The organism is Oscillochloris sp. ZM17-4 (genome assembly GCF_019599295.1).
Taxonomy (GTDB): domain Bacteria; phylum Chloroflexota; class Chloroflexia; order Chloroflexales; family Chloroflexaceae; genus Oscillochloris.
Genome location: NZ_JAIEWN010000001.1, coordinates 391,423 through 417,434, shown reverse-complemented (window position 1 = coordinate 417,434; position 26,012 = coordinate 391,423). Strand labels below are relative to the sequence as shown.

The following is a 26,012-nucleotide window of genomic DNA, read 5'->3' as shown; positions in this document are numbered from 1 at the left end:
TGGGCGGGTGCGGCGTCGGCGCAGGCCGACGCCCGGCGCAGCGCGCCCTGCCGGCGCGATGTCAGTGGCCAGCCAGGGGGGCGCGCAGGACGTTGCCCATGCCCTGGTCTGCGTGCCCAGCGACGCGCTGCGGAGCTCGGGTATAATGCGTCGTCAGCCGAATCATTCTCATAACGCTCGCCTTTGCGGGCTGTGTTCGGGTGCTTTTGAAGAACGAAGACTTAGGGCGCATGACAGATACTCAGCACTCGACATTCAGCATTCAACATTCAGCATTCAACATTCAACACTACGCTCCCGCCCTGCTCCTGCTGACCACCCTCGCGGCGATGCTGCTCGGATCGGTGTGGGCCAATCCCGGCTACGCCCTGCGCGCCGGCGACACGGGCGACCGGCGCTACCTCGTGCGATTCTACAGCCTTGAGCAGAACGGCACCGACACCTACCGCTGGTCGCAGCCGCTGTTTGGGGTCTACCTCTACGGCTTCGAGGGCCGCCCGGCGATCGTCTCCCTGCGCGCGGCCGCGCCGCGCCCCGCGGGCGTGGCCGCGCCGGTCTTTACCCTCGCCTCGGCGGGGGTCTCCCTCGGCCAGATCGCGGTCGGGCCAGGCTTCCGCCGCTACCACATCCTCGCCCCCACCGCCGCCGCCGGAGAGACGGCCCTGTCCTTCCAGGCCGAGGCCTACGTGCCTGAGGGCGACCCGCGCGAGCTGGGGGTGGCCCTGACGGATGTCGCGGCGGCGGCGCCGGCCGGGCGGCCGCTCCTGCCGCCGCCGGTGCGCAGCCTCTACCTGCTGGCCCTGCCGCTGATCGCCTGGCTGCTCCTGCTGCGCGTGGGCGCGGCCCCGGCGCCGGCCATGGGCGCGGGGCTTGCCGTGGCCCTGGCGATGGGCTGGGCCGCCGCGCGGCCGACCGACGCGGGCTTCCTGCTGCCCACCCTGGGCTGGCCCTGGTGGCCGGCGCTGCCCCTGGCCGCCCTGACCTTCGCCCCGCAGCTCAGCGCGGGGCTGGGCCGGGCTTGGGCCTGGGCGGGCGCGCGACCCGCCCTGGGCTGGGCTGGGCTGGCCCTGGCCTTTGTGAGCCTGCTCGCCATCCGCGCCGGCCTGCCGGCTCCCCTCGGCCTGGCCGGGCTGCTCGTGGGCGCCTGGGCCAGCCTGAGCCTGTCCGAAGATCGCATCCCCTCTCCCGCCGCAGCGGGAGAGGGGAGGGTGGTGAGGGCCGAGCGGGGGGGTGATCTGCTTCTGCTCCTGGCTATCGTCGGCCTGGCCCTCCTCCTGCGGCTCTACAACCTTGGCGGCGAGCCCGCCGGCCTCTGGCGCGATGAGTCGCGCCACGGCCTACAGGCCCTGATGATCTGGAACGACCCGAGCTACCGCCCGATCTACGTGGCCGAGGGCGCCGACCTGCCGGCCCTGCTGTTCTACCTGATGGCGCCGGTGGTCGGCCTGCTCGGCCCACACGTCTGGAGCGACCGGCTGGTCTCAGCAGTTATCGGCGGGCTGACCCCGCTGGCCCTCTTCTGGGCGGCCGCCCCGCTGCTCGGCCGGCGCCCGGCCCTGATCGCGGCCGCCCTGCTGGCCTGGGCCTCCTGGGGCCTGAGCATGAGCCGCTGGGCCTTCCCGGCCACCCTCGACCACCTGCTCACGCTCACCGCCGTGGGGCTGGCCTGGAGAGGATTGCAGATTGCAGATTGCAGATTGCAGATTGGCCGGCTGCAATCTGCAATCTGCAATCTGCAATTGGGTTTGGCTGGCCTCTGCGCCGGCCTGGCCACCTACGCCTACCACACCGGGCGGGTCGCGCCGATCGCCCTGGCCATGCTGGTGATGGTGCGCCTGCGGCGCTCGCCCGCCGCCTGGCGTCGCGCCCTGCCCGGCCTGGCCGTGGCCGCCGCCGTCGGCCTGCTGACGATGGCCCCGCTGCTGAGCTACATCGCCCAGGACTACGGCGACTACAACCGGCGGGTCAGCCAGGTCTCGGTGCTCAGCTCAAACTACCTGGACACCCACACGCCGCTAGGGCTGCTGCTGGCCAACGGCGAGCGCTACCTGCTGATGTGGCACGTGCAAGGTGAGCCCAACGGTCGCCACCACATGCCCGATGTGCCGATGCTCGACCCGGCCTCTGGGCTACTGCTGCTGCTCGGCCTGGCCCTGGCCCTGCGCGCTCCGCGCAGCCCCGGCCGCATGGCGGTCCTGGCCATCCCGCTGGTCTACCTGATCCCGGCGATCTTCAGCAGCGATGCGCCCCACGCCATGCGCGCCCTGGGCATGCTCGCTCCGGCCTGCATGCTGGCCGCCCTGGCCATCGAGGTGCTGCTGCTGCGCCCCGGCGGGCGGCCGCGCCAGATCGTCGCCGCCGGCCTGCTGATCTTCAGCCTGGGCTTCAACACCTGGCTCTACTTCGGGGTGATGCGCGTCGAGCCGCGGGTCTACGGCGAGTTCGACCTGCTGGAGACGGCGCTCGGCCGGGCGGCCCAGGCGCCCTTCCTCAGCGCCGATCCGGAGCTGCGGGCGGTGCAGGTCTACATGCCCGACAAGCTGCGCGCCGAGGACACGGTGCGCTTCCTGGCCTACGGCCTGCCGACAAACGGCTACACCGGCGATCCGCTGCCCGCCGACGGCCCGGCCCTGCTGCTGCTGCCGGCCAGCGCCTCGCCCGCCGCCAGGGCCGCGGCCCTGGCCGCCCTCGGCTCTGGCGCGGCCCCGCTGGAGCATGTGCCGGACTACCCCGGCACCAGCGACCCGATCATCGTCGCGTTCGGCCGGGGCGAGGCGGCGGCCCGGCTGGCGGCGCAGCTCTGGCCGTGATCAGGAGGATTCCCCTATGACCACAGCACCCCCGCTCTACGCCCGGATCTACCTGTTGTGCCGGCAGATCCCGCCGGGCCAGGTGACGAGCTACGGCGATGTGGCGGCCATGGTCGGCGGCGGCTGCGACGCCCGCACGGTGGGCGAGGCGCTGCGGGCGATGGGCGAGCACGCGCCCGACGTGCCCTGGCAGCGCATTGTCAGCCAGGACGGCGCGATCAGCACGCGGGGGCTGGAGCAGCGCCGGCTGCTGGAGGCCGAGGGCGTGGCCTTCGACCGCCGCGGCCGCGCGCTGATGGTCCACCACCGCTGGGCCGGCCCCGACATGGCCTTCGCCGCCGCGCACCGCTTCGGCCCGCCGCCGCCCCACGACGACGCGCCCGAGCAGCTGGAGCTGTTTTAGCATGCGACTGACGATATGAGCAACACATGGCGCCTGCTCCCCCACAGCGCGGGCGACGCCCAGCGCGAGCTGGCCTCCGCTGAGGCGCTGCTGGCCGGGCTGCTGGCGGTGCCGACGTCGGCTATGCGCTGGTACGAGTCGCCCGGCCCGGCCCTGGTGATCGGCTCGGGCCAGAAGATCGCCGAGGTTGACCTCGCTGCCTGCGCGGCGGCCGGGGCCAGCCTGCACCGGCGGGCCAGCGGCGGCACCGCGGTGCTGTTTGTGCCCGGCCTGCTGATGCAGGACATTGTGCTGCCGCCCGGCCACGCCCTGGCCCTCTCTGACGTGAGCGAGTCCTACCGCTGGCTGGGCGAGGCCTGGGCCGACGCCCTCGGGCGGCTGGGGGCGCCGGCCGCGCCGATCAGCGTGGCCGAGGCCCGCGAGGACACTCGCGCCCTGGGGCCGCTGCTTCGCCGGGCCTGCTTCGCCGGGCGCTCGCCCTACGAGATCCTGGCCGGCGGGCGCAAGCTGGTCGGCTTCTCGCAGGTGCGCCGCCGCCACGGCACGCTGCTCCAGGTCGGGCTCTACGCGCACTGGCCGGGGGCCGCGCTGGCCGGCCTGCTGCGCCTGGCGGCCGGCGAGGCCGCGCCGCTGGCCGAGGGCCTGGCCGCCATGGCGCCGAAGCAGGGCCGAAGCAATCGCCGCCATGACTGCGTCAGCTGACGCAGTCATGGCGGCGATTGCTTCGGCCCTACGCGATCACCCGCAAAACTCATCGATCACCCGCCCGTAGATCGCGGCGCACTGGGCGACGCTCTCCAGGTCGACCCACTCCTCGGCGGCGTGGGCGCCGGCGCCGCCGGGGCCGAAGAGCACCGCCGGGATGCCCGCCTCGGCCAGCGAGGCCGCGTCGGTCCAGTAGGCCCCGCCGATGATCGGGGTCTCGCGGCCGGCCACGGCGGCGGCGTGGCGGCGGATGAGCGCGGGCAGCGCGGCGTCGGCGGGGGTCTCCATCGGCGCGCGGTGGACGCCGGGGCGCAGGGTGGCCCGCAGGTCGGGCGTGTCGGCGGCCAGCCGGTCGAGGATCGCCCGCAGCTCAGACTCGGCCTGGGCCGGCGTCTCTCCGGGCACCGTGCGCCGCTCGACGGCCAGGGCGCAGCGCTCGGCGTAGGAGGACTGCTCCTGGCCGCCGCTGATCATCGATGCGTGGATGGTGCCGCTGCCGAGCAGCGGGTGGCTCGGGCGGGCCATCAGCTGCCGGTTGAGCTGGTCGATGCCCAGCAGCACCCCGCCCATGCGCGCGATCGCGTCCACCGCGCCGGGGATCGAGCCGTGGGCCGCCGCCCCGGCGATCTCCACGTCCAGCCAGACGAAGCCCTTGTGGGCCGTCATCAGGCGCAGCTCGGTGGGCTCGGCCACGATCGCGGCGTCGGCCCGGTAGCGGGCGGCCACGTCGAGGGTGCCCATGCCGGCGTACTCCTCGTCCACCACCGCCGTGATGATCAGATCGCCGCGCAGGCCGCGCCGCCGCGCCTCGGCGGCGGCCACCATGCAGGCCGCCAGGCCGCCCTTCATGTCGTAGGCCCCGCGGCCGTACATCCGGCCGCCTTCCACCCTGGGCCGGTGCGGGGCGGCCATGCCGGCCACGCCCACCGTGTCTGTGTGGCCGTTGAGCAGCAGCGCCTTGCCGCCGCCCGTGCCCCTGGCCACGCCGATCACGTTCGGCCGGCCCGGCGAGACCTCGTCCAGATGCACGTCGAGGCCGGCGTCGGCGAGCCACGAGGCGATGAAGCGGGCGATCTGGCCCTCGCCGGCGCCGCCCGGCACCAGGTCCGGGTTCACCGAGTCGATGGCGACCAGGTCGGACAGCAGGCGTGTGAGCGTATCCATCTAGATCTCCTCCCCGAGCGAATGGATGCGCACGCAGTTGCGCCCGTCGGCCTTGGCGCGATAGAGCGCCTGATCCGCCGCGCGGATCACGTCGGTCATGCTGCCGGTGCTGTAGTGGTAGGCGGCCACGCCGATCGAGACGGTGACGCGGGCCTCGGGGCAAGCCGCAATAATTGGGTGCGCGGATATCGCGCCACGCAGCTCCTCAGCGCGCCGGGCTGCGGTCGGCAGCGGCGTATCGGTCAGCAGGCAGAGGATCTCCTCGCCGCCGTAGCGGCAGGCGATGTCGCTGGCCCGCAGGCTCGATAGGATCAGCGCCGACACTTCCTGGAGCGCCTCGTCGCCGGCCAGGTGCCCGTAGCGATCATTAACCAGCTTGAAGTAATCGATATCGATCATGATGATCGATAGCTCGTAGCCCTCGCGCAGGGCGCGGGCGATCTCGCGCGGCATCGTCTCGTGCAGGTAGCGCCGGTTATAGAGCTGCGTGAGCGGGTCGCGCATGGCCAGGTCGCGCATCTGTGCGTGCAGCTCGCGCAGCTCCTCCATCTGCGCCTGGAGCTGTGTATTGGCCGCGTGCAGATCCTCCTCGGCACGCATGCGCTCGGTGACGTCGTGGATGATCGAGAAGAGGTGTGGCTGGCCCTGGATCTTCAGGCTGGTCGAGTAGACCTCCACGTCACGGATGTCGCCGGAGGCCAGGCGGTGCCGAAAGGTAAAATAGTTGCGGCGGCGCGTGTGGGCGTTCTCCATCTCGCGCTGCACCTGATCGGGCGGCATCTGGTTGATCGAATGGATACACATGCCCGTCAGCTGCGCGTAGGTGTAGCCGTAGAACGCGATCGCCGCCTGGTTTGCGTCGGTGATCCGACCGCTCTCCGGGTCGATCAGCAGCTTCACCGAGCAGTCCTCGTGGAAGATCGCCCGGAATCGCGACTCGCTCTCCCGCAGGGCGTGCTCTACGGATTTGCGCTCGGTGACATCGTCGTGGATCGAGAGCCAGAGCTGGCCGTACTCGTGGTGATCGAAGCGCGAGATCGTGTTGCGGCACCAGAACGTGCTCCCGTCCTTGCGCTGGAGCTGGGTGTCGCCCGACCACGTCCCGCTCACGTTGAGCTCTGCGGCGATCTCGGCGACGAGGGCGGCGCTGTCGCGCCCGTTCGGCGGTCGGACGACATCAATGCTTAGGCCGAGCAGATCCTCGGGCGTATAGCCAAGCATCTGCGCGAGTTTCGGGTTCACATAGAGCACCGTCCCGCTGTTGATCTGCGTGAGTGCAATCCCCCCAGCCATGTGGCGGACGATCTCGCGATAGAGGCGCGGCTCATCCCCTGCCCACAGCCGCGCGGCACCGCTGGAGGCCTTATCGATGATCGCATGGCGATGCGCCGTGAGTCGTTCGGGCTGGCTGTGGGAGGGGAGGTCGGAGGTGGGCATGGGTGCTTCTCTCATGCACATGCTTTGCACATTTTATGCAACTAGCCTGTTGATGCTTGGAGGCCAGTATACATCATTATGCGCGCAAATCTCTCTAGGTGAAGATCTCTTAACTTTTAACACAATACCGCATAAGTCACGCTGTGGCGCATCGCCCAGCCCCCGGCTACGGTCTGCGAAGGCCGCCTGCGCGGGCTGGCCGAGGCCGCGCAGGCGGCCTTCGTCCATAGGAGCCCGCCCGTTTACGGGCCGGGCACGGTCGGGTCACAGCGCTACTTCTGCGGTATTGCCTTTCAACACATCACACCGCCGCCGTCTGCGGAGAGATACGCAGGCGCAGCTCGCCACAGCTGCTGATGACCTTCGACAAGCGCTCCGGCGGCGAAGGGCGAAGGCTTTCGTTCTGACGTATAATTCAGCCAACACCCTGGTGCCAAACCTCTGAACGAAAGGTCTGCCTACCCATGCCGTTTTGCCCCCAGTGTGGAGTCGATAACCCGGCGGCGGCCAGCTTCTGCGACCAGTGCGGCGCCCAGCTGATCGCCGTCCCGGCGGCCCCGCCAGCCCCAACCCCGGCCATGGCGCCGCCGCCCGCCCCGGCGGCCACCGGGGCGACGATCGCCGCCGGGCCGAGCGTGTGCCCGCAGTGCGGCACGGCGGTGATCCCGGGCGAGGCCTTCTGCGACACCTGCGGCGCGTCGCTGCTGAGCGGGCCGCCGGCCCCGGCGGCGGCGGCCCCCAGCCTGCCATACGCCGGTGTGCCGCCCCAGCCGAGCTACCCCCCGCCGCAGCCGGTGGCCCCGCCGCCGATCGTCACCCCGCCGGTCGTCACCCCGCCGCAGCCGGTGGCCCCGCCGCCGATCGTCACCCCGCCGGCCGTCACCCCGCCGGCCCAGGGCCGCCCCAGCCTGGCCGGGGTCCGCCTGGCCATCCAGCCCGCCGGCGCAAACCTCCCCCTGCCCGCCGCGGGGCAGGCCGTGATCGGCCGGGCCGACCCGGTGAGCAACGTCTTCCCCGACATCGACCTGACCGACCACGGCGCCCTGGAGCGCGGGGTCGGCCGGCGTCACGCCCGCATCTTCCTCCAGGGCGGACAGGTGCTCGTCGAGGACCTCGACAGCACCAACGGCACCTTCCTCAACGCCGCCCGCGTCGCGCCGCGCCAGCCGCAGAGCCTGCGCGCCGGCGATGAGCCGCTCCGACAGCTGCGTGGACATTCGGGCGCAGGCCGACCCCAAAGCTGCCCGTCGTGATCACCGGGTTCAGCAGCAGGAAGTAGAGCCCCGGCAGAATAATAATGAGCGATATGGTAAACCACCAGTAGCGATGGCGGACGAGATTTTCCATAGCTGTGTCCTGTATCCAGTCTTCGGTAAGCTACATCGCCTCAGCAGGAGCGGCAGGGTCGGCCGACGGCGTGTTGCGCCGGTCGATCCCGAAGAGCCAGGCGTTCCGCTCGCTGAACACCGGCGCGGCCAGGCGCAGGAAGGTGCGGGTGACGACGATAGCGGTGAACAGGCTGATCACGATGCCCAGGCCCAGCGTGATCGCGAAGCCCTTGATGATGCTCACGCCGAAGCTATTCCCAAACAGGAACAGCACCACGCTCGTGATCAGGGTCGAGGCGCTCGAGTCGCGGATGGCCGGCCAGGACTCCTGGAAGCCAAGCTCCAGCGACGTGCGGATATCGCGGCCACGGCGATACTCCTCGCGCAGACGGGCGAAGATCAGCACATTGGCGTCCACAGCGAGGCCGATCGAGAGGATAAACCCGGCGATGCCCGGCAGTGTCAGCGTGATCGGGATGAGCCGGTAGATCGCGAAGCTGATCGCGGTGTAGACGATCAGGGCGAGGGCCGCCAGGAAGCCGGGGAGCCGGTAGAACAGCACCATAAACAGGGCTACCACCACCAGGCCGGCGATACCCGCCGCGATGCTTGTCCGCACCGAGTCCTGGCCGAGGGTCGCCGAGACCGTGCGGCTCGTCTCAACCTCCAGCGGGATCGGCAGGGCGCCATACTTCAGCTGGTTGAGGATGCGGTCGCGGTCGGCGGTGCTGTTCGTCTCGATCACGCCAGAGCCATCGGTCAGCGCGGCGTTGATCACCGGGCAGCTGACCACCTCGCTATCGAGGACGATACACATGGGCTTGCCGACATTCGTCGCGGTGAACTGCGCCAGGCTCGTGGCTGAGTTCCCCTTAAACGAGAAGGAGACCGCCGGGCGGCTGCCGAGCGTGCCGCCCTGCGAGAAGGCCGGCTGCACCGCGCTGGTGTCAAGATCTTTGCCATCGGTGATGCTCGGGTAGATCGGACCGGCGGCGGCGGTATTCGTCACCGTGTCGGTGCCAGTGATCGGGTTCGTGTTTGCCAGCTTCGCCGGGTTCGGGTCGCCCGTCGTGCGGACCACCGTGCCATCAGGGATGTACTGGCCCTGGGAGTCGATAAACTCCAGGCGGCCCGTGCCGCGCAGCGTCTCGACCGCCTGCTCAGGGTTATCAACACCCGGCAGTTCCACGATAATGCGGTCGCTGCCCGCAACCTGCACCACCGTCTCGCCGACGCCGAGGCCGTTGACCCGGCGCTCGATCACGCCGGCCGCCGTCTTCACCTCATCTGCGGTGGCGGCGGCGCTCGTCGTCCGCAGCAGCACCTGGATGCCGCCCTGGAGATCGAGGCCCAGACGAAAGCGCACGTCGCGCCCGAGGAAGTTCTGGCTGGGGGCGAGGTTAATAAACAGCGCCACCCCAGCCACAATCACGATCAGCAGCAGGGAGTAGAGATCTCGACTTCGCACGATGAACCACCCGATTTCGTTGTGATTTGATTGCAAACCGCGTAATTATAGTCGCGGCACCCACGAGTGTCAATCACGGATTGGCTAAAGAAGGTATGGGGGCGGCAGGGCCGCCCCCTATACACATCAACGTAAGCCCCGGGACCCCCAGAATTTCTTGTTGTTTTGGCCAACATGGCCAGCTTCGCTGGCCATGTTGGCCAAAACAACACCGGTTTTAGGGCGGCAGCCCTAACGTTGATGCGCATGGGGGGGCGGCAGGGCCGCCTCCACCCGTGAGCTACTGGCCCAGTGCCCGCAGGGCCGCGTCGATCGTGGCGGCGACCTCATTGGCGCTGACCTGGGTACCATTCACATCGAAGGTTGGCGTGGCCTGGATGCCAGCCGCGATCCCGGCCTGCTCGGCGGCCTGGATCACGGCGGTGTTCGCGCCGCTGCTCAGACAGCTATCGAAGGCACCCCGATCCAGGCCCAGCTGCCCGGCATAGCTGCTGAAGGTGTTCTGCGGCGAGCTCAGGCCGGCCCACTGATCCTGGTTCAGGAAGAGCATGTCATGCATCTGCCAGTACTTCGCCACATCCTGGTCGCCGGCGCAGCGGGCGGCCTCCGCCGAGACCTGCGCATTCGGGTGGATAGATGTGAGCGGCAGCTCGTGGTAGATGAACTGCACCTTGCCGGTGTTCACATAGTCGCGATCAATGATCGGCGCGAGGCTCTTGTCGTAGAACGCGCACGAGGGGCACTGGTAGTCGCCGTACTCGATCACCTTCACCGGGGCATCGGGGTTGCCCTTATAGTAGTAGCCATCGGCAGTGGTGCCTACCGCTGCGGTGACCGGGGTCACGGTGCTGGAGAAGCCCCCGCGCAGCGCGAAGACCCCGACAAAGCCAAGGACGAGAACGAGCACGCCGCCAACCAGCATATAGAAGGTGGTCAGCGAATTACGGCTCTTGCGCGTAACCTTCCGGCCGCGCTGGCCCTGTACACTCATGAGTAGCTCCTGTAGCTCCGAGGTGATCTATAGCTGATCAGTCTCAATAGAAGATAGTAGGGGCATTATAGCGGGGTGGGAGGCAGGGGTCAAACCATAATTTGGCCGGTAAACCTGAGAGCATCACGCTTTTGTCCCATGCATGCACAGTTTGTGATTTTATGACACTGGCGTGATAATCAGACGAGATGATCATCGTCGCATATCAGAAAGCTCGTAGCTCATCGCCCCCCATGATGCGCTGGCCTCACAATGGGATCTGAAGGGTGCATACTCCGCACGCCGAGAAGCGCAGCAAGGCGCTCGACACCCCCCAACTTTCGCAAATAAAGAAGCTGTTTTACTAATAAACCCCTGGACATATAAAGCACTCTGTTGTATAATTATCAAACCATTGTACATCGTCTCTCATAGTATGGTGGCGTGTCTACGCTCTAGATAGCGCAGCGTCGTTGTGGGTTGCGTGTGGAAACATGCACGTTTTCCCCCTAGGAAAGCTGCGCAGACAAACTAAAGACAGGTGGACGAGCCGCACCACTCGCCAGGATGCCAAGGGAGGTCACAATGACCAGTTCCGGTACAACCCCAGCCGTCGGAGGGAAGCAGACTGATAGTATGTCTGCTAATGGCTCGCTGATCGAGCTAACTCCGACCTCGATGTATGCGCCGCTCCGCCCCGTCGATTCGATCCGGCCGCTCAAGATCCTCCTGATCACCCCGAAGGGTAAGAAAGAGGAGGACACTAGCCAGAAGGCGCTCTTCTCGATGGCCGTGGGCGTGCTCGTGAGCATCACCCCGCCACAGCACGAGATCGAGCTGGTCGATGAACTGTTCGGCGATGTGGTCAACTACGATGGCGGCTACGACATGGTCGGCATCACCACCCGCACGCTGAACGCGACTAGGGCCTACGAGATCGCCGACAGATTCCGCGCCCGCGGCATCCCCGTCGTGCTGGGCGGCGTACACGTCTCGTTCAACTACGACGAGGCGCTCGCCCACGCCGACTGTGTGGTCAGCGGCGAGGCCGAGAATCTCTGGGCAAACGTACTCCAGGATGTGGCCGACGGCAAGCTCCAGCGCCGCTACGAGGCCGTCCACTTCGCAGCCGTCAATGAGGTGCCGGTGATCGACTATGAGCGTATCTTCCTCTGCAGCAAGCGCGGCAAGGTCGACTCGCGTAAGTCCATCCCGATCTATATGACCCGCGGCTGCCCCTTCACATGCTCGTTCTGCGTCACCCCGAACTTCACCGGCCGGCTCTACCGCATCCAGTCCCCCGACTCCATCCGCGAGCAGATCGCCACCGCAAAGCGGGTCTGGTTCCGCGAGACGCGCTATGGCGATAAGCCCTGGTTCATGTTCACCGACGAGAACCTGGGCGTGAACAAGCAGCGCATGTGGGAGATCATGGAGATCCTGTCCGAGTGTAACATCCGCTTCAGCAGCTTTATTAGCCTGAAGTTCCTCGATGACGCGAAGACGGTCGAGCTGCTGGTGAAGGCGGGCTGCGCGATGGCGCTGGTCGGCTTTGAGTCGATCAACCAGGAGACGCTCAAGACCTATAACAAGGGCCGGATCAACACCGCCGCCGACTACTCGCGGATTATCTCCGACTGCCGCAAGGCCGGGCTGCCCATCCAGGGCAACTTCCTGGTCAACCCGGAGATCGACACCTACGAGGATATGGACGCCACGATGGATTTCGTGGTCGAGAATGCCCTGGTGATGCCGATCTACTCGATCCTCACCCCCTACCCCGGCACGGAGCTCTACAAGGAGTATAAGGCCAAGGGGCTGGTCGTCGATGAGGACTGGGACAAGTACACGGCCCATAACCTGGTGGTGCGCTGCGACCGCTACGACCCCTACGAGTATCAGATCAAGTACATCGAGCACTTTCTGGGCATGTTTACCTGGCGGGCCAACGTCCGCCGCGTACTCATGAATAACAATAAGCTGATCACAACGGTGACGAGCATCCTCTTCCGACGCAACCTGAAGGATCAGCTCGAAAACTGCAAGCACGGCTCGCGCCGCCCAATTGCCCAGGACAACCTGCCCCCGCCTGCGGTGGCACTGTCGAGCGAGTCAATCGAAACGGCCGTAGAAGCCCATTGATGGAAGAGGTTCTGCATGAGCATGGTCATTGCGCCAGATACGATCGAGCTGACGCGTAAGCCCTTCGTCGCTCCTACGAAGCGCAAAAAGTGGCTCGTCATTCAGCCGAAGAGCAATACTCCCCTGATGGTCGACTCCGGCAAGGTGAGTATGCCGCTCAACCTGATGATGGTCGCCACCATGGCGAACACCCACTTCGATATCGACTTCCTCGATGAGCGCATCGGCGATGAGATCCCCCAGGATTTCTCAGAGTATGATGTGATCGCCATGACCTCGCGCACGCTCAACGCGAAGCGGGTCTATGGAATCGGCGACCGGGCAATCGCCCAGGGCAAGAAGGTCGTCCTCGGCGGCGTCCACCCCACGATGCTGCCCGATGAGGCGCTCCAGCACGCGACCAGCGTGGTCTTTGGCGAGATCGAGTCGATCTACGACCAGCTCACCCAGGATATCTACGAGGACACGCTCAAGCCGCTCTATAAGCCTGGGCCGGAGATGGGCTGGAAGTCGCTCACCGAGATGCCGCGCACCGACTTCCGCTACAGCCGGATCTCTAAGCACGCGAAGAACTATTCGGAGCGGCTGCCCCTGCTCGCCACGAAGGGCTGCCCGGTCGGCTGCAACTTCTGCTGCACCCCGCGCATCTACGGCAAGAGCTTCCGCACCCGTGACTCGGACCACATGATCACGGAGATCAAGGCGCACCAGGACTACGCGGGCAAGGCAAACGTCCGCTTCTCGTTCATGGACGACAACATCTGCTTCAAGCCGGCCTACGCCAATGAGCTCTTCAATGCGATGGTGGGCATGGGCACGAAGTGGAATGCGAATATCTCGATGAACTTCCTGGAGAAACGCGAGTTTGTCGAGCTGGCCGCCACCGCCGGCTGCGAGATGTTTAACGTCGGCTTCGAGTCGGTCTCGCCGGAGACGATCAAGTATGTCCACAAGGGCTCTAACCGGGTGGCGCACTACGAGGACGTGGTCGCGAATGTCCATAAGCAGGGCATCGCCATCCAGGGCTACTTTATCTTTGGCTTCGACACCGACACAAACAAAAGCTTCCAGGACACCTTCGACTTTATCATGAAGAACCGGATCGAGTTCCCGGTCTTCACGATCGCCACGCCGTTCCCCGGCACACCCTGGTTCGAGGAGATGAAGCCGCGGATCGTCCACTTCGACTGGGACAAGTACGACACCTTCCACTATATGTATGAGCCGGCCAAGATCCAGCGCGAGCAGTTCCTCAAGAACTTTATCAAGGTGCAGCGCGCGGTCTACTCCTGGCCGGGGATCTATAAGCGGATGGCTGGCCGGAAGATGGACTGGGTCTGGCTGGTCAACATCGCGATGCACTACTTCACGCAGCGCCTCACGCCCGAGATGCTGATGTAATCACTGAGGCACTGAGGGTGTGAGGCACTGACACACAGGGGAGACGAGCTTCGCTCGTCTCCCCTGTGTGTCTGCCACAAAGACAGGGCGGCGGCCCGTTCAGTGCCTCAGCGGCTCACACCCTCAGTGATGCTACCCTCCAGCCACCAATCACAACACAAAGAAGGGGCGGCGGGCAAAGCCCGCCGCCCCCCGTTCAGTGCCTCAGTGCCTCACACCCTCAGTGCCTCAGTGATTTTACTTCCAGCCGCCGATCACATCGAAGATGTCGCGGTCGTTCAGCGGGGCCGGCACGCTCGACTCCGGCGTGCCCAGGAGCTGGTCGGCCATGTCGAAGAAGGGCTGGACGCAGATATCCTTGTCTGGCCCTTCCATCTCGAACAGGGTCTTCCCGGCCAGGCGCGAGCGGCGGATTAGATCGTGGTAGGGCACCTTGCCAATGATCCGGCTGCCCACCGTCTCAGCAAACTGATCGAGCAGGTTGGTGCCGCCGCCGATGTCGTAGTCCACCCGGTTGGCGATCACGCCCGCCATCCTCACCTTGTGACGCTGGCTCTTCTGGGCGATCGCCAGGCAGAGCCGGTTGGCTGCAAAGATGCTGTCGAAGTCGTTGCAGGCCACGATGACGCCATAGTCGGCGTAGTTCAGCGGCGCCGAGAAGCCGCCGCAGACCACATCGCCCAGCACATCGAAGACGATCACGTCGTACTTGTGGTAGAGACCGAACTCCTTGAGCAGCTTGACCGTCTCGCCCACCACATAGCCGCCGCAGCCGCTGCCCGCAGGCGGGCCGCCCGACTCCAGGGCATCGACGCCGGCAAAGCCGGTGACGATTACATCCTCACGGGAGATATCCTCAATATGAAAGTCAACCTCGTCAAGCACGTCGATCACCGTCGGCTGGAGCATGCCGGTGAGCGGGAAGGTGCTGTCGTGCTTGGGGTCACAGCCGATCTGGAGCACCTTGGCGCCCCTGAGAGCCATGGCCGCCGAGAGGTTCGCCGACGTGGTGGACTTACCGATGCCGCCCTTGCCATACACTGCGATAATAAGGGACATGGGGTTTCTCCTACATGCGTTTGGGGGGGTGTGAGGGCCGGCCCTCCCTGAACCCACCCTCCATTCGGTCACGGCGCAAGCGGCCGATCAAACTCTTCCTCATACACCTGGGCGTACTGGGCGAGCGCGCGGTAGACGTGGCCGGGGACAACGCGGCGCTCCAAGCGGCTATGAGCGTCGCGGACGTACTGCAGGTTGCGCAGCAGCTTCATCTCGATCACGGAGCGGGCGAACTCCATGCCGCGCGGGCCACGGTTGCGCTGCATCCAGGCGATCAGCTTGCGGATGGGGAAGGGCGGCCGCCCACGCGGCTTTTTCAGCATCCGCACATACTCGCTCACACCGAGCAGGCGGTTGCCGCGCTGGGTGAAGGCGCCGAGCTCCAGGAAGGGCCGGATCAGATTGAAGAGCTCCTCGCCAGCCTCGGTGCGCACCATCGTCCACTGCCAACGCTCTGTGGGCGGCAGCGGCGCGGCCAGGTAGCCGATCGTCAGGTCCGACAGGGTATTCTGGTAGTCGAAGCAGGAGAGGCAGGCCGCCGGGAAGATCCCGCGCTCCCCGCCAAGCGCCGAGACATCCAGATCGACATAGTTCACCTTCTCGACGTGGCCGTCCTCGTGGCGCAGCCACACCCGGAAGTCCTGCATAAACTCGTGGTGGACGACCGTCTCAGGAGACGCCGATGCGACATTCAGGAAGCGCATCATGTCGGGGTAGGCCACATTGTCGGTGCAGGGGATGCCGATGATATAGAGCTTCTCGAGGCCGAGCTCATCCTGCATCGCGCGCAGGGCGTGAACCTGGCAGCCGGTGCCGATGAAGGCCAGGCGCGTCACGCCGCTCTCACGCACCTGGTCGAGCACATCCAGGTTAGGCGAGAGGCAGGGCTTGTTGCGGGCGCTGGCGCGCACCTCCTCGGGCGTGCGGGCCAGGACGGGCAGCGGGGCGTGGTGCGTCCCCGGCACCGCCATCGTGGTGATCACCCCATCGACGATGCCGCGCTCCAGGAGCAGCGCCCCCAGGCCGGTGACGATCCCGCTCCACTGGGCATCGGGGTTCGGGCGCGCCATGCGGATGACATGGATCGACCGGTAGATTCCAAAGAGCAGCTCGTCGCCATCCTCACGGTTGCGCCCGTGGAGCTTCCGCTCGATCTCCTCGCTCTTGTTGTCCACAAAGACGCAGACCTGCGGCAGCATCGGGCGGTAGCTGCTGGAGCAGACCCCGCAGTCGCTACAGAGCTTAGGCCGGCCCTTCAGGCGCTCGGCAGCGCTCATCAGCGTGATCTCAGACAGGCTGCGCTCCCGCGGAGCGGCGAGTTTTGTGTTTTGCGTGTTGCGTGTTGCGTTATCGATCATGCCCATACCTTGAAATCCCCAAGAGTGCTGAGATACACAGCGCTCACTCAGGCACTCAGCACTCCTACGCGCCGATATTCTCTTTAGCCGTGAGCAGCACATCGGCGGTGATCAGCTCGTGGCCGTGCTCGCGGGCGTACTTCTCAATGTTGCTGCGCGCCTTGCCGCGCACGAAGAAGGGCACCTTTTTGAGCATGTTCTCAGCGTCGCTGGACCACTGCAGGGGCTGGGAGTTGGGGGTTGGGGGTTGGACAGCCCCCTCAGTTACCGCCACCGTCTCCACTGCCGCCACTGCCTCCACCGCCGCTACTGCCTCCACCGCCTCTGCCTCATCCAGGCCCGCGTCCCCGAACAGGTCGATCAGATGCTTCTCCATGCCCAGGGTGCAGGTGGTGTAGACCTCATCGGCGATCGTATCGGCACCATCGAAGCCGAAGAAGGGCCGGTAGGCCAGCAGGTGGTTCTCGATGTGGGTGGGCGGCGCGATCACCATGCAGTTCAGGTCGTACTTGCGGGCCGTGTGGCGCTCCATCTGGGTGCCACAGATCAGCTCGGGGCGCAGCTCGGCGATGCGGGCTGCCGTGACCTGGAACTCGTCAGTGGCCAGGAACTGCTCGTCGCTGACGTAGCCCTGGAGCTGCTCGCGCACCCAGCTCGCCTCCTTCAGCAGGTAGGTGCCCGCGCCGACGATCGGCATGCCCAGCTCATCGTGGAGGAACTTGGTCATGCCCACCGTGTGGGTGGCGTCGCCGAAGATAAAGGCGCTCTTGCCGGCGTAGCTCTCCATATCGGCGGTGCGGGTGAACCAGGGCACCGCCGAGGGAGCCGACATGCCGTCAAGCGAGAAGGCGGTCAGGTGTGGCATGCGGATGACCGGGCCATTGCGGCGGGCGCCGATCTCATTCAGGCTCTCGACGATCTGGTTCACCCAGCGAAGGGTGGGCTGGACGCCGATCGGCGCCTCGCGCAGCGCCGGAGTGCCGAACTGGCCCTCTAGGTAGTCGGCGGCGTTGGCGCCAAGCTCGCGGTAGGGAGCGATGTTCAGCCATGCCGCCGGCAGGCGGCGCAGGTCGTCCACAGTAGCGCCCCAGGGGGCCACCACATTCACCCGCACGCCGAGGGTGCCGAGCATCCGGCGCATGCTCGTCAGGTCGTGTCGCACGTGAAAGCCCAGCGAGGCCGGGCCGAGAATATTGACGCTGGGGTAATCGGTGAGCGGCTGGGGCGCGGCGTAGCGCCGCACCAGCTCGCTGAACAGGCCCTCGGCGGCCGAGTTCTCCTGCATGCGGTAGGGGTTCGCATCATACACCAGCACATCGGCGTCGAGGTGGGCCGAGGCTGCGGCGACCTCCAGGTTCTCCTGGAGCAAGATCGTGCTGCACGAAGCGACCACGACGATCAGCTCGGGGTGCAGCTTCTCCTCGAGCTGGCGCAGGGTCTCGGGGAGGCGGATGGTGCCGCGGGCCAGGTCGGTGCCGCTCACGACCGAGGTCGTCATCGCGGGGAAGGAGGGCGTGCGCTCCAGCATGGTAAAGATCGTGTTCACGTAGTCGTCGCCCTGGGGGGCGTGGAAGACCGCGTGGACATTGCGCATGCTGTTCATCACCCGGCCGACGCCGTGATGGGCGGTACCCTCATACATCCAGTAGGCGAGGCGCATATCATTATCCTGTTATATCATTGGTCACAAGTTAAGGTTTCGGCGTATGTGTCAAAAACCGGACAGAACGGCACCAGTGCCTGGAGCACCGAGTCCTCGCTCTGGGCGAAGGTGTAGTCAAGCCCAGAGGCCGGCACAAACAGCACCGGCAGGTCGGGCGTGCTCACCGAGGCGGCTAGACCCTCGAACTCAACCTTCATCACCTCGGGGGTGCAGGAGGAGAGCAGGAAGATCACCGAGGGGTTATGCTCGCGCTTGATCTCGGCGATCTGGTCGGCGATATTCGGCTGTGAGGATGACAGGTCGCCCTCCTCAAGCAGCGAGACGGCGAAGCGTGGGCGGGCGAAGATCATAACCCCGAGGGTGTTCTGGAGCAGATGGGCGCAGGTGTGCGTGCCCAGGATCAGGAAGAAGCTGTCCTTGATCTTCTGGTAGAGCCAGCCCACGCTGACCAGCCCGCAAAATGAGTGGTAGAGGCCATCTTCACGGACAAACTGAACCTTCGGTGGCATACGAACCTCCCGGTTGGGATATGTTTTGTTGCTTCTTCGCGCAGGGGGCGCCAGCAGCAACAAAAGGAAGCGTTGGGGCGTCGTGGAATTTCGACAGTATTATAACATCTAATGCAAGAATGTGAGATATATGCAAAAGGTGTGCAAGGCCTTGGTGCAACCCCGCTACACCGCCCACGCATGGGGCTGGAGAAAGCGGGCGACATCGGCCTCGGGGCTGCCGGGCTCCGGCGTAACCTGGAACTCCCAGCGGGCCAGCGGCGGCATCGACATGAGGATAGCCTCGATATTCCCGTTGGTCTGGAGGCCAAAGACCGTGCCCTTATCGTACACCAGATTAAACTCAACATAGCGGCCTCGGCGATAGAGCTGCCACTCGCGCTCGCGCTCGCCGTAGGGCGAGGCCATGCGCCGGCGGACGACCGGCAGATAGGCGGCCAGGATCGTCTCGATGCCATCCTGGGCGAAGGCAAGCCCGCGGTCGAACCCGTCGTCACCCTGGGGATCAAGCATATCGAAGAAGATCCCGCCGATGCCGCGCATCTCGTTGCGGTGCTTGATGAAGAAGTAGCGATCGCAGGTCTCCTTCAGTGTCTGGTAGTCAGCCACATCGTGGCGATCAACATAGGTCTTGATCGCCGAGTGGAAGTGAACCGCGTCCTCATCGAAGCCGTAGGCCGGGGTCATATCCATGCCGCCGCCGAACCAGCAGTCGTTGCCAGCCTCGAAGTAGCGATAGTTCGCGTGAAATGCCGGCACGTAGGGGTTGCGCGGGTGGAGCACCATGCTCACGCCCGTGGCGAAGTAGGGCGCGCCCTTGAGGTGCGGCCGGTCGTGGTAGAGGCTCGGCGGCACCGCGTCGCCATAGACGGCGGAGACATTCACGCCGGCCCGCTCGAAGACGACGCCCTCGGTGAGCACGCGGGCGGTGCCGCCGCCGCCGCCGGGGCGCTCCCAGGTCGATGTGGCAAACGAGGCGGCGGGCAGGCCCGCGAGGGCGGCACCCTCGGCCTCAACCTCCGCAAAGCCGTTGATCAGCACGCTCTGCCCAGCGCGCATGAGCGCCACAACCTGCTCGCGAGATGAGGAAACTGTTGTCATGTCTTTACTCCTTCTCAGCACCGGGGCATTGACAGGCCCTGCGGCCGGCGATACGATGAGGTATTATCACTAGTCTGTCGACGAATGACCAACGACCAACGACGAACCACTCCTGCCGAGACGCCCATACGGGCCGGCGGTTGGTCGATCGTCGCTGGTCGTTTGTCGCGTAAGCAAGGGAGTCCTATGGGTGCGATACTGGGGCGACTTGGCCTGCCGGGGATGCTGCGGCGCGAGTTCGCCGGGTACAATCGAGCGCTGCTCCAGCGCGATCTGCTGGCCGGGCTGACGGTGGGCGCGGTGGCGCTGCCGCTGGCGCTCGCCTTCGGCGTCGCATCGGGGGCCGACGCGGCGGCCGGTCTGGTGACCGCTATCCTGGCCGGGCTGATCATCGGCAGCCTGGGCGGCGGCTCCTTCCAGATCTCGGGGCCGACCGGGGCCATGTCGGCGATCCTGATCGTGATCGCCCAGGGCTACGGGCTGAGCGGCGTGTGGGTAGCCTGCGTGATGGCCGGCGCGCTGATGCTGGTGCTGGGGCTGCTGCGCCTGGGGCGCTACATCGCCTTCATCCCCTCGCCGGTGATCACCGGATTCACCAGCGGCATCGCCCTGATCATCGCCGTGGGCCAGATCGACAACGTGCTGGGCGTGAAGACCGAGGCCGCCGAGAACACCGTGGCTAAACTGTGGGGCTACATCATCCACCCGCCCACGCCGAACTGGCAGAGCCTGGCGGTGGCGGGCATCGTCATGGCGACCATGCTGCTCCTGCCGCGCATCACCAAGACCATCCCGGCCTCGCTGGTCGGGCTGATCCTGGCCAGCCTGCTCGCGACGGGGCTGGGCTGGCAGGTGGCGACGATCGGCAGCATCCCGCAGACGATCATCCTGGACAATCGGCTGACCCTGGCAAGCGTCCCCTGGGGCAGCATCGGCGACCTGCTGAGCCCGGCGATCTCGATCGCCGCCCTGGGGGCGATCGAGAGCCTGCTCTGCGGCTCGGTGGGCGCGACGATGACCGGCAAGCCCTTCGACAGCAACACCGAGCTGATCGCCCAGGGCATCGGCAATATGATCATCCCCTTCTTCGGCGGCGTGCCGGCCACGGCGGCGATCGCCCGCACCAGCGTGGCGATCAAGAGCAACGGCGCGACCCGCATCACCAGCATCGTCCACGCCTTCGCCCTGCTGCTGAGCGCCCTGCTGCTGGCCCCGCTGATCGGCCAGGTGCCCCTGGCCGCCCTCGGCGGCGTGCTGATGGTGACAGCCTGGCGCATGAATGAGTGGGAGACCATCCACTTCTACTGGCACACCAAGATCAAGCACGCCCTGGCCGGCATCCTGGTGACGATGGTCGCCACTGCGGCCCTCGACCTGACCCAGGCCATCCTGATCGGCCTGACCATCTCGGCGATCATCTACATTCGCCAGTCGGCGCAGAGCACGGCGGTGGCGAGCGAGCCGGTGGACGCGGCCAAGCTGCGCGCCCAGGGCTACAACATCGAGGAGTCCTGCCCGTCGGTACACGTCTACTATCTGACCGGGCCACTGTTCTTTGGCAGCGTCCACACCGTGCTGGAGTCCTTTGCGAGCGCCAGGCAGTACCACACGCTGCTGATCAGCATGCGCGGCGTGCCGCTGATCGACGCCATGGGCGCGAAGGCCCTGCACGAGCTGATCGAGGAGCACCACACGCGCGGCGGGGTGGTGGCCTTCACCGGGCTGCAGCCGACGGTGCGCGAGATGTTCGCGCGCACCGGGCTGACCGACCTGATCGGCGAGGAGCAGATATACTGGAGTGCGATCGAGGCGATCATTCAGCTGCACGAGCGGCGCGAGATCCAAGGGTGTCCCCACTGCGATGCCCAGGGCGATAGCTGCACAGTCCTGCGGGCGGCGATCGCCCGTCGCGAGATCAACCCGCCCCCAGCGTGATGCACGGTAGGGCCGAAGCATTCGCCTCTGATCCATCCGGCGACCCGGGTGCATCCGGGGCGAATGCTTCGGCCCTACCGATTTGACGGATCAGCCCCGCGCCGCGAGCAGAGCCTCACGGATGGCGGTGAGGGTGACGGCGATATCGACCGTATCGTGGGCGGCGCTCACGAAGCCCGCCTCGAACTGTGAGGGTGCAAGGTAGACCCCGCGCTCACACATGGCCCAGAAGAACTTCGCGTAGCGGGCGGCGTCCACCCACTGCTTCGCCTCGGCGTAGTTCCGCACCTTCACCCCCGCCTCCTTGAGGAAGTAGAAGCCAAACATGGTGCCGACGTTGCCAACCTGGAGGGGCACGCCGGTCTGCTCGCTGAGCGAGCGGATGCCGTCGGCGAGGGTCTGGGCGCGCCCGGCGGCGCGCTGGAAGAGGCTCGTCTCCCCCTCGGGCGCATCGAAGGCCGTGCGGAGGGTGGCGAGGCCGGCGGCCATCGCCAGCGGGTTGCCCGAGAGCGTGCCAGCCTGGTACATCGGCCCGGCGGGGGCCACCGTCTGCATGATCGCCCGCTTGCCGGCGTAGGCGCCCACAGGCAGCCCGCCGCCAATCACCTTGCCGAGGCAAGTGATATCCGGGTCGATCCCCCAGAGGCCCTGGCAGCCGCCAGGGGAGGTGCGGAAGCCGGTCATCACCTCGTCCATGATCAGCAGGGTGCCGTGGCTGCGGGTGAGCTCGCGCAGGCCCTGGAGGTAGCCAGGCTCAGGCAGGACAAAACCCATGTTGGCGGCGATCGGCTCGACGATCACGGCGGCGATCGTGTCGCCGTGCTGGCGAAACAGCTCAGCGGCGGCGTCAAGGTCGTTATACTCGACGGTGAGCGTGCTGGCGGCGGTAGATGCGGGGACGCCGGGGCTATCGGGCAGGCCGAGGGTCGCCACGCCGCTGCCGGCCTGGACCAGGAGCATGTCAGCGTGCCCGTGGTAGCAGCCGCTGAACTTGACGATCTTCTCGCGGCCAGTGTAGGCGCGGGCGAGGCGCAGGGCGCTCATGGTGGCCTCGGTGCCGCTGTTCACAAAGCGCACCTGCTCGACACCTGGCATGAGCGCGATCACCAGCTCGGCCAGCTCGGTCTCCAGCTCTGTGGGCGCGCCGAAGCTCGTGCCCCGGGCGGCCTGCTCCGCGATCGCCTGGAGGACGGCGGGGTGGGCGTGGCCGAGCAGCAGCGGCCCCCACGAGAGCACATAGTCGATATAGCTATTGCCGTCCACGTCCTCGACGTGGGAGCCGGAGCCGCGGGAGAAGAAGATCGGCGTGCCGCCGACGCCGCGGAAGGCGCGCACCGGCGAATTAACCCCGCCAGGGATCACGGATTGGGCGGCGGCAAAGAGCGCTTTCGAGCGGGCGTACCGATCCGTAACCGTCATTGTCATGATGCAATTCCCCAATGACTTGTAGGGACGCAGCGCGCTGCGTCCCTACGCGGGTTTATTCGGCGTATGCCGGTTCAACCGCATACGAATGCACAAAATCCACCAGGCGGGCCACATTCTCCTCGGGCGTCTCGGTGAGGATGCCGTGGCCGACATTGAAGATATGGCCGGGCCGGCCGCCGGCGCGGCGCAGGACATCGGCGGCGCGGCGCTCGATCTCGGGCCAGGGGCCGTGCAGCGCCATCGGGTCGAGGTTGCCCTGGACGGCCACGTCGTGGCCGAGGGCGGCCCAGCCCTCGTCCAGCTGCACCCGCCAGTCCAGACCGATCACATCAGCGCCAACCTGGCGCAGCTGCGTGGCCATGCCGTGCATATCCGTCCCGAAGTAGATGATCGGCACGTCGGTGGCGGCGCGCACCGCAGCCACGGCCGACTGGACGTGGGGCAGCACATACTCGGCGTAGTCGTTCGGCGAGAGGGCGCCGGCCCAGGAGTCGAAGATCTGCACGATGTCGGTGCCGGCCTCAACCTGGGCGATCAGGTAGTCGCCCACCAGGACGCTGAGCTTCCCCATCAGGGCGTGCCAGCTCTGCGGGTCGCGGTACATCAACTGCTTGGTGCGGCGGTACTCGCGGCTGCCGCCGCCCTCGATGGCGTAGCTGGCCAGGGTGAAGGGCGCGCCGCTGAAGCCGAAGAGCGGGATTCGTCCAGCCAGGGACTTCTGCACAATCCGGATGGCGTCCAGCGTGTACGCCGTCGTCTCGCGGGGGTCGCAGGCCTTCAGGGCGGCGATATCGGCCGCGCTGCGGATCGGGTTATGGATGACAGGGCCCTCACCCTTCTCGAAGGTGAGCTGCAAGCCCAGACCCTCCAGGGGCGGCAGGATATCGGCGAAGATGATCGCCGCATCAATATCGAAGGCCTCGGCCGGCTGGAGCGTGACCTCGGCGGCCACCTCAGGAATCTTGACCATCTGGAGGAAGCCGTAGCGCTCGCGCACCGAGCGGTACACCGACATGTAGCGGCCAGCCTGGCGCATCAGCCAGATCGGGGTGCGCTCCACCGGCTGGCGGCGGGCGGCGCGGAGGACGAGATCATTCATAGAAATCCCCATCAAAAAATATATTTTCTTTTGCGATTGCGCGCCCTTGACGCGCATCGCAAAAGAACGAAAGGCAACGTCCACACTATTGGAGGCACTTCATCTACGGCGCGCAGAGGCGCGATCACACCCCGCCGCGCAGCCAGCGCACGGCGTCCTTCGCCCAGTAGGTGATAATCATATCGGCCCCAGCCCGGCGGATGCTCATCAGCGTCTCCAGGGCCACCCGGCGCTCATCGATCCAGCCCTTCTCGGCGGCCGCCTTGACCATGCTGTACTCGCCGCTGACCTGGTAGGCGGCCAGGGGCAGGTTGTGGCGATCCTTCACCTGGCGGATGATGTCGAGGTAGGCGAGGGCAGGCTTCACCATCAGCATATCGGCGCCCTCGGCCACATCCAGATCGACTTCGCGCAGGGCCTCGCGGCTGTTGGCGGGGTCCATCTGATAGCTGCTGCGGTCGCCGAAGCTAGGCGGGCTCTCGGCGGCGTCGCGGAACGGCCCGTAGAAGCCCGAGGCGTACTTGGCGGCGTAGCTCATAACCGAGGTGTGCTCAAGCCCGGCGCCATCGAGGGCGGCGCGGATGACCCCGATCATACCGTCGATCATGCCCGAGGGGGCGATGATATCTGCGCCGGCCTGGGCGTGGATTACCGAGGCCTTCCCAAGGATGCTCAGGGTCGGGTCGTTCAGCAGGTAGCCCTCGGGGAGCCGCTCGTTATAGCCCTCAGCCCCGGCGGCGTTCAGCACCCCGCAGTGGCCGTGGTCGGTGTACTCACAGCAGCACATGTCCGAGATCACCAGCAGCTCAGGTACGGCCTTCTTGATAGCGTAGGCGGCCTGGGGCACGATCCCCTCGGGGTCGAAGTTCTCGCTGCCCACAGCATCCTTGTGGTCGGGGATGCCGAACAGCAGCACGGCGGGGATGCCCAGCTCGGCCAGAGTCTCGGCCTCGCGCACGGCGGTATCCACCGAGAGCTGGCTGTGGCCGGGCATCGAGACAATCGGCTTATTCACGCCCTTGCCGTGGCGCACAAAGAGCGGGGCGATCAGGCTATCGGCGCTGAGCGAGGTCTCGCGCACCATGCGGCGCATATTCTCATTCAGGCGCAGGCGGCGCGGGCGGCTGGCGGGGTATGCCATAGATTCCTCCATTACGCTCACCCCTGCCGCACGTGCGGTGCCCCCTCTCCCGCCTGCGGGAGAGGGGTCTGGGGGGCGAGGGCCATACGCTCCAAATAGCTAATCAGGGACTCCAGCAGCCCCTCCTCAGTAAACACTTCGGCCACCACCTGTGGCTCCATGCCGATCTCCCGGCAGACAGCGGCGGCGGCCGGGCCGATGCATGCGATCACGGTTTGCCCCAAGAGATCCAGGGACTGCGGGCCGACCTTCTGCACAAAGGCGCGGGCCGTCGAGCCACTCGTGAAGGTGACCGCGTCAATCTGCCCGGCGGCCAGCATCCCGGCCATATCCACGCCGTTATCGGGGGCGGGGATATTGCGGTAGGCCACCACCCGATCCACCTGAGCGCCGGCCGCGCGCAGGAGCTTCTCCAGGGTTGGGCGACCGATGTCGGCTTTCGGCAGCAGCACCCGCTTGCCGGTCAGATCGCCGAGGGCGGCGGCCAGCCCCTCGGCGATGAACTGCTCGGGCACGGTGGCGGGCTGCACGCCGAGCAGATCCGCGCAGGCGGCGGCGGTGGCCGGGCCGACCGCCGCAATGTGGAATGCTGAATGTGGAATGCTGAATGCCTGGCGATCAGCGATGGCCTTCACCACCTGGCCACTCGTCATCACCAGCCAGTCGTACTGCCCATCTACGAGGCGAGCCAGGGCAGCATCAAGGGCGGCGGTGTCCTCGGGGGGGGCATACGCAATTGTTGGGAAGATCACTGGCTCAGCGCCAAGCTCGCGCAGCCGCGCGGCCATGCCGTCGGCCTTGTCCGCCGAGCGGGTGATCACGACACGCATGCCAGAGAGCGGTTTTGTTGGGGCGCAGCAGGAGCTTTGCTCCTGCTGCGCCCTTACGATC

The 26,012-nt window shown here is 66.5% G+C and carries 19 protein-coding genes and 1 pseudogene; 7 read left to right on the top strand and 13 right to left on the bottom strand.

Features of this window, described 5'->3' with window-relative positions; all coding sequences use genetic code 11:
• Positions 1–230: 230 nt before the first annotated feature.
• Genes K2Z83_RS01630 through K2Z83_RS01620 form a run of 3 tightly spaced genes read left to right on the top strand, consistent with a single transcriptional unit; the run spans position 231 to position 3,915 of the window.
• Positions 231–2,810 (top strand): hypothetical protein, encoded by a 2,580-nt coding sequence (locus K2Z83_RS01630; protein ID WP_220593433.1) that lies wholly within the window; start codon positions 231–233, stop codon positions 2,808–2,810.
• Between the two features lie 16 nt (positions 2,811–2,826).
• On the top strand, positions 2,827–3,213 hold the full coding sequence (locus K2Z83_RS01625; protein ID WP_220593432.1) for an MGMT family protein: 387 nt from the start codon (positions 2,827–2,829) through the stop codon (positions 3,211–3,213).
• Between the two features lie 15 nt (positions 3,214–3,228).
• Entirely contained in the window at positions 3,229–3,915 is a 687-nt protein-coding gene (locus tag K2Z83_RS01620) for a ligase (protein WP_220593431.1), read from the top strand.
• Positions 3,916–3,951: 36 nt separating this feature from the next.
• Here K2Z83_RS01620 and K2Z83_RS01615 read toward each other — a convergent pair whose 3' ends face one another.
• Entirely contained in the window at positions 3,952–5,082 is a 1,131-nt protein-coding gene (locus K2Z83_RS01615; protein ID WP_220593430.1) for an ArgE/DapE family deacylase, read from the bottom strand.
• The gene (locus K2Z83_RS01610) at positions 5,083–6,519 is read right to left on the bottom strand and encodes a diguanylate cyclase (RefSeq protein ID WP_220593429.1); all 1,437 of its coding nucleotides are present in this window, start codon (positions 6,517–6,519) and stop codon (positions 5,083–5,085) included. It lies immediately after the preceding gene.
• Positions 6,520–6,983: 464 nt separating this feature from the next.
• Between K2Z83_RS01610 and K2Z83_RS01605 the strand changes: the two genes are divergently transcribed.
• The gene (locus tag K2Z83_RS01605) at positions 6,984–7,772 is read left to right on the top strand and encodes an FHA domain-containing protein (RefSeq protein WP_220593428.1); all 789 of its coding nucleotides are present in this window, start codon (positions 6,984–6,986) and stop codon (positions 7,770–7,772) included.
• Positions 7,773–7,896: 124 nt separating this feature from the next.
• On the opposite strand, the gene secD is transcribed toward K2Z83_RS01605, so the two are convergent.
• Both secD and K2Z83_RS01595 read right to left on the bottom strand, forming a co-directional pair.
• On the bottom strand, positions 7,897–9,315 hold the full coding sequence (gene secD / locus K2Z83_RS01600; RefSeq protein ID WP_220593427.1) for a protein translocase subunit SecD: 1,419 nt from the start codon (positions 9,313–9,315) through the stop codon (positions 7,897–7,899).
• Positions 9,316–9,595: 280 nt separating this feature from the next.
• A complete protein-coding gene (locus tag K2Z83_RS01595; protein WP_220593426.1) occupies positions 9,596–10,306 on the bottom strand; it encodes a thioredoxin domain-containing protein in 711 nt (236 codons plus the stop codon).
• Positions 10,307–10,921: 615 nt separating this feature from the next.
• Here K2Z83_RS01595 and K2Z83_RS01590 point away from each other — a divergent pair.
• Positions 10,922–12,427 carry a B12-binding domain-containing radical SAM protein gene (locus K2Z83_RS01590; protein WP_220593425.1) on the top strand — a complete coding sequence of 502 codons (1,506 nt, stop codon included), beginning with the start codon at positions 10,922–10,924 and terminating at the stop codon, positions 12,425–12,427.
• Positions 12,428–12,448: 21 nt separating this feature from the next.
• Positions 12,449–13,828 (top strand): radical SAM protein, encoded by a 1,380-nt coding sequence (locus tag K2Z83_RS01585; protein WP_370650017.1) that lies wholly within the window; start codon positions 12,449–12,451, stop codon positions 13,826–13,828.
• Between the two features lie 237 nt (positions 13,829–14,065).
• On the opposite strand, the gene bchL is transcribed toward K2Z83_RS01585, so the two are convergent.
• The 5 genes and pseudogenes from bchL to hemF form a co-directional block, all read right to left on the bottom strand.
• The gene (gene bchL / locus K2Z83_RS01580; RefSeq protein ID WP_220593423.1) at positions 14,066–14,887 is read right to left on the bottom strand and encodes a ferredoxin:protochlorophyllide reductase (ATP-dependent) iron-sulfur ATP-binding protein; all 822 of its coding nucleotides are present in this window, start codon (positions 14,885–14,887) and stop codon (positions 14,066–14,068) included.
• 68 nt (positions 14,888–14,955) lie between these two features.
• Positions 14,956–16,245, bottom strand: coding sequence for a Coenzyme F420 hydrogenase/dehydrogenase, beta subunit C-terminal domain (locus K2Z83_RS01575; protein WP_220593422.1), 1,290 nt, complete (start codon positions 16,243–16,245; stop codon positions 14,956–14,958).
• Positions 16,246–16,309: 64 nt separating this feature from the next.
• Entirely contained in the window at positions 16,310–17,905 is a 1,596-nt protein-coding gene (locus K2Z83_RS01570; RefSeq protein WP_220593421.1) for a ferredoxin:protochlorophyllide reductase (ATP-dependent) subunit B, read from the bottom strand.
• 59 nt (positions 17,906–17,964) lie between these two features.
• Positions 17,965–18,417, bottom strand: a pseudogene (locus K2Z83_RS01565) (nitrogenase component 1); the annotation flags it as partial.
• 165 nt (positions 18,418–18,582) lie between these two features.
• Positions 18,583–19,518 (bottom strand): oxygen-dependent coproporphyrinogen oxidase, encoded by a 936-nt coding sequence (hemF, locus tag K2Z83_RS01560; RefSeq protein WP_220593420.1) that lies wholly within the window; start codon positions 19,516–19,518, stop codon positions 18,583–18,585.
• A 186-nt stretch (positions 19,519–19,704) separates the two neighbouring features.
• On the opposite strand from hemF, the gene K2Z83_RS01555 reads away from it, so the two are divergent.
• Positions 19,705–21,453, top strand: a complete 1,749-nt coding sequence (locus tag K2Z83_RS01555) for a SulP family inorganic anion transporter (protein WP_220593419.1) — start codon at positions 19,705–19,707, stop codon at positions 21,451–21,453.
• A 90-nt stretch (positions 21,454–21,543) separates the two neighbouring features.
• On the opposite strand, the gene hemL is transcribed toward K2Z83_RS01555, so the two are convergent.
• The 4 genes from hemL to K2Z83_RS01535 form a co-directional block, all read right to left on the bottom strand.
• Positions 21,544–22,872 (bottom strand): glutamate-1-semialdehyde 2,1-aminomutase, encoded by a 1,329-nt coding sequence (gene hemL / locus K2Z83_RS01550; protein ID WP_220593497.1) that lies wholly within the window; start codon positions 22,870–22,872, stop codon positions 21,544–21,546.
• Positions 22,873–22,933: 61 nt separating this feature from the next.
• On the bottom strand, positions 22,934–23,980 hold the full coding sequence (gene hemE / locus K2Z83_RS01545; protein WP_220593418.1) for a uroporphyrinogen decarboxylase: 1,047 nt from the start codon (positions 23,978–23,980) through the stop codon (positions 22,934–22,936).
• A 124-nt stretch (positions 23,981–24,104) separates the two neighbouring features.
• Positions 24,105–25,121, bottom strand: coding sequence for a porphobilinogen synthase (gene hemB, locus K2Z83_RS01540; protein ID WP_255603094.1), 1,017 nt, complete (start codon positions 25,119–25,121; stop codon positions 24,105–24,107).
• Positions 25,122–25,138: 17 nt separating this feature from the next.
• Positions 25,139–25,951: a uroporphyrinogen-III synthase gene (locus K2Z83_RS01535; RefSeq protein ID WP_220593416.1), complete on the bottom strand. Its 813-nt coding sequence runs from the start codon at positions 25,949–25,951 to the stop codon at positions 25,139–25,141.
• Positions 25,952–26,012 lie beyond the last annotated feature (61 nt).

Bases quoted from the DNA above. Each gene is read 5' to 3' on its own strand.
- K2Z83_RS01630 (WP_220593433.1), top strand. From the start codon at position 231: ATGACAGATACTCAGCACTCGACATTCAGCATTCAACATTCAGCATTC.
- K2Z83_RS01625 (WP_220593432.1), top strand. From the start codon at position 2,827: ATGACCACAGCACCCCCGCTCTACGCCCGGATCTACCTGTTGTGCCGG.
- K2Z83_RS01620 (WP_220593431.1), top strand. From the start codon at position 3,229: ATGAGCAACACATGGCGCCTGCTCCCCCACAGCGCGGGCGACGCCCAG.
- K2Z83_RS01615 (WP_220593430.1), bottom strand. From the start codon at position 5,082: ATGGATACGCTCACACGCCTGCTGTCCGACCTGGTCGCCATCGACTCG.
- K2Z83_RS01610 (WP_220593429.1), bottom strand. From the start codon at position 6,519: ATGCCCACCTCCGACCTCCCCTCCCACAGCCAGCCCGAACGACTCACG.
- K2Z83_RS01605 (WP_220593428.1), top strand. From the start codon at position 6,984: ATGCCGTTTTGCCCCCAGTGTGGAGTCGATAACCCGGCGGCGGCCAGC.
- K2Z83_RS01595 (WP_220593426.1), bottom strand. From the start codon at position 10,306: ATGAGTGTACAGGGCCAGCGCGGCCGGAAGGTTACGCGCAAGAGCCGT.
- K2Z83_RS01590 (WP_220593425.1), top strand. From the start codon at position 10,922: ATGTCTGCTAATGGCTCGCTGATCGAGCTAACTCCGACCTCGATGTAT.
- K2Z83_RS01585 (WP_370650017.1), top strand. From the start codon at position 12,449: ATGGTCATTGCGCCAGATACGATCGAGCTGACGCGTAAGCCCTTCGTC.
- bchL (WP_220593423.1), bottom strand. From the start codon at position 14,887: ATGTCCCTTATTATCGCAGTGTATGGCAAGGGCGGCATCGGTAAGTCC.
- K2Z83_RS01575 (WP_220593422.1), bottom strand. From the start codon at position 16,245: ATGATCGATAACGCAACACGCAACACGCAAAACACAAAACTCGCCGCT.
- K2Z83_RS01570 (WP_220593421.1), bottom strand. From the start codon at position 17,905: ATGCGCCTCGCCTACTGGATGTATGAGGGTACCGCCCATCACGGCGTC.
- hemF (WP_220593420.1), bottom strand. From the start codon at position 19,518: ATGACAACAGTTTCCTCATCTCGCGAGCAGGTTGTGGCGCTCATGCGC.
- K2Z83_RS01555 (WP_220593419.1), top strand. From the start codon at position 19,705: ATGGGTGCGATACTGGGGCGACTTGGCCTGCCGGGGATGCTGCGGCGC.
- hemL (WP_220593497.1), bottom strand. From the start codon at position 22,872: ATGACGGTTACGGATCGGTACGCCCGCTCGAAAGCGCTCTTTGCCGCC.
- hemE (WP_220593418.1), bottom strand. From the start codon at position 23,980: ATGAATGATCTCGTCCTCCGCGCCGCCCGCCGCCAGCCGGTGGAGCGC.
- hemB (WP_255603094.1), bottom strand. From the start codon at position 25,121: ATGGCATACCCCGCCAGCCGCCCGCGCCGCCTGCGCCTGAATGAGAAT.
- K2Z83_RS01535 (WP_220593416.1), bottom strand. From the start codon at position 25,951: ATGCGTGTCGTGATCACCCGCTCGGCGGACAAGGCCGACGGCATGGCC.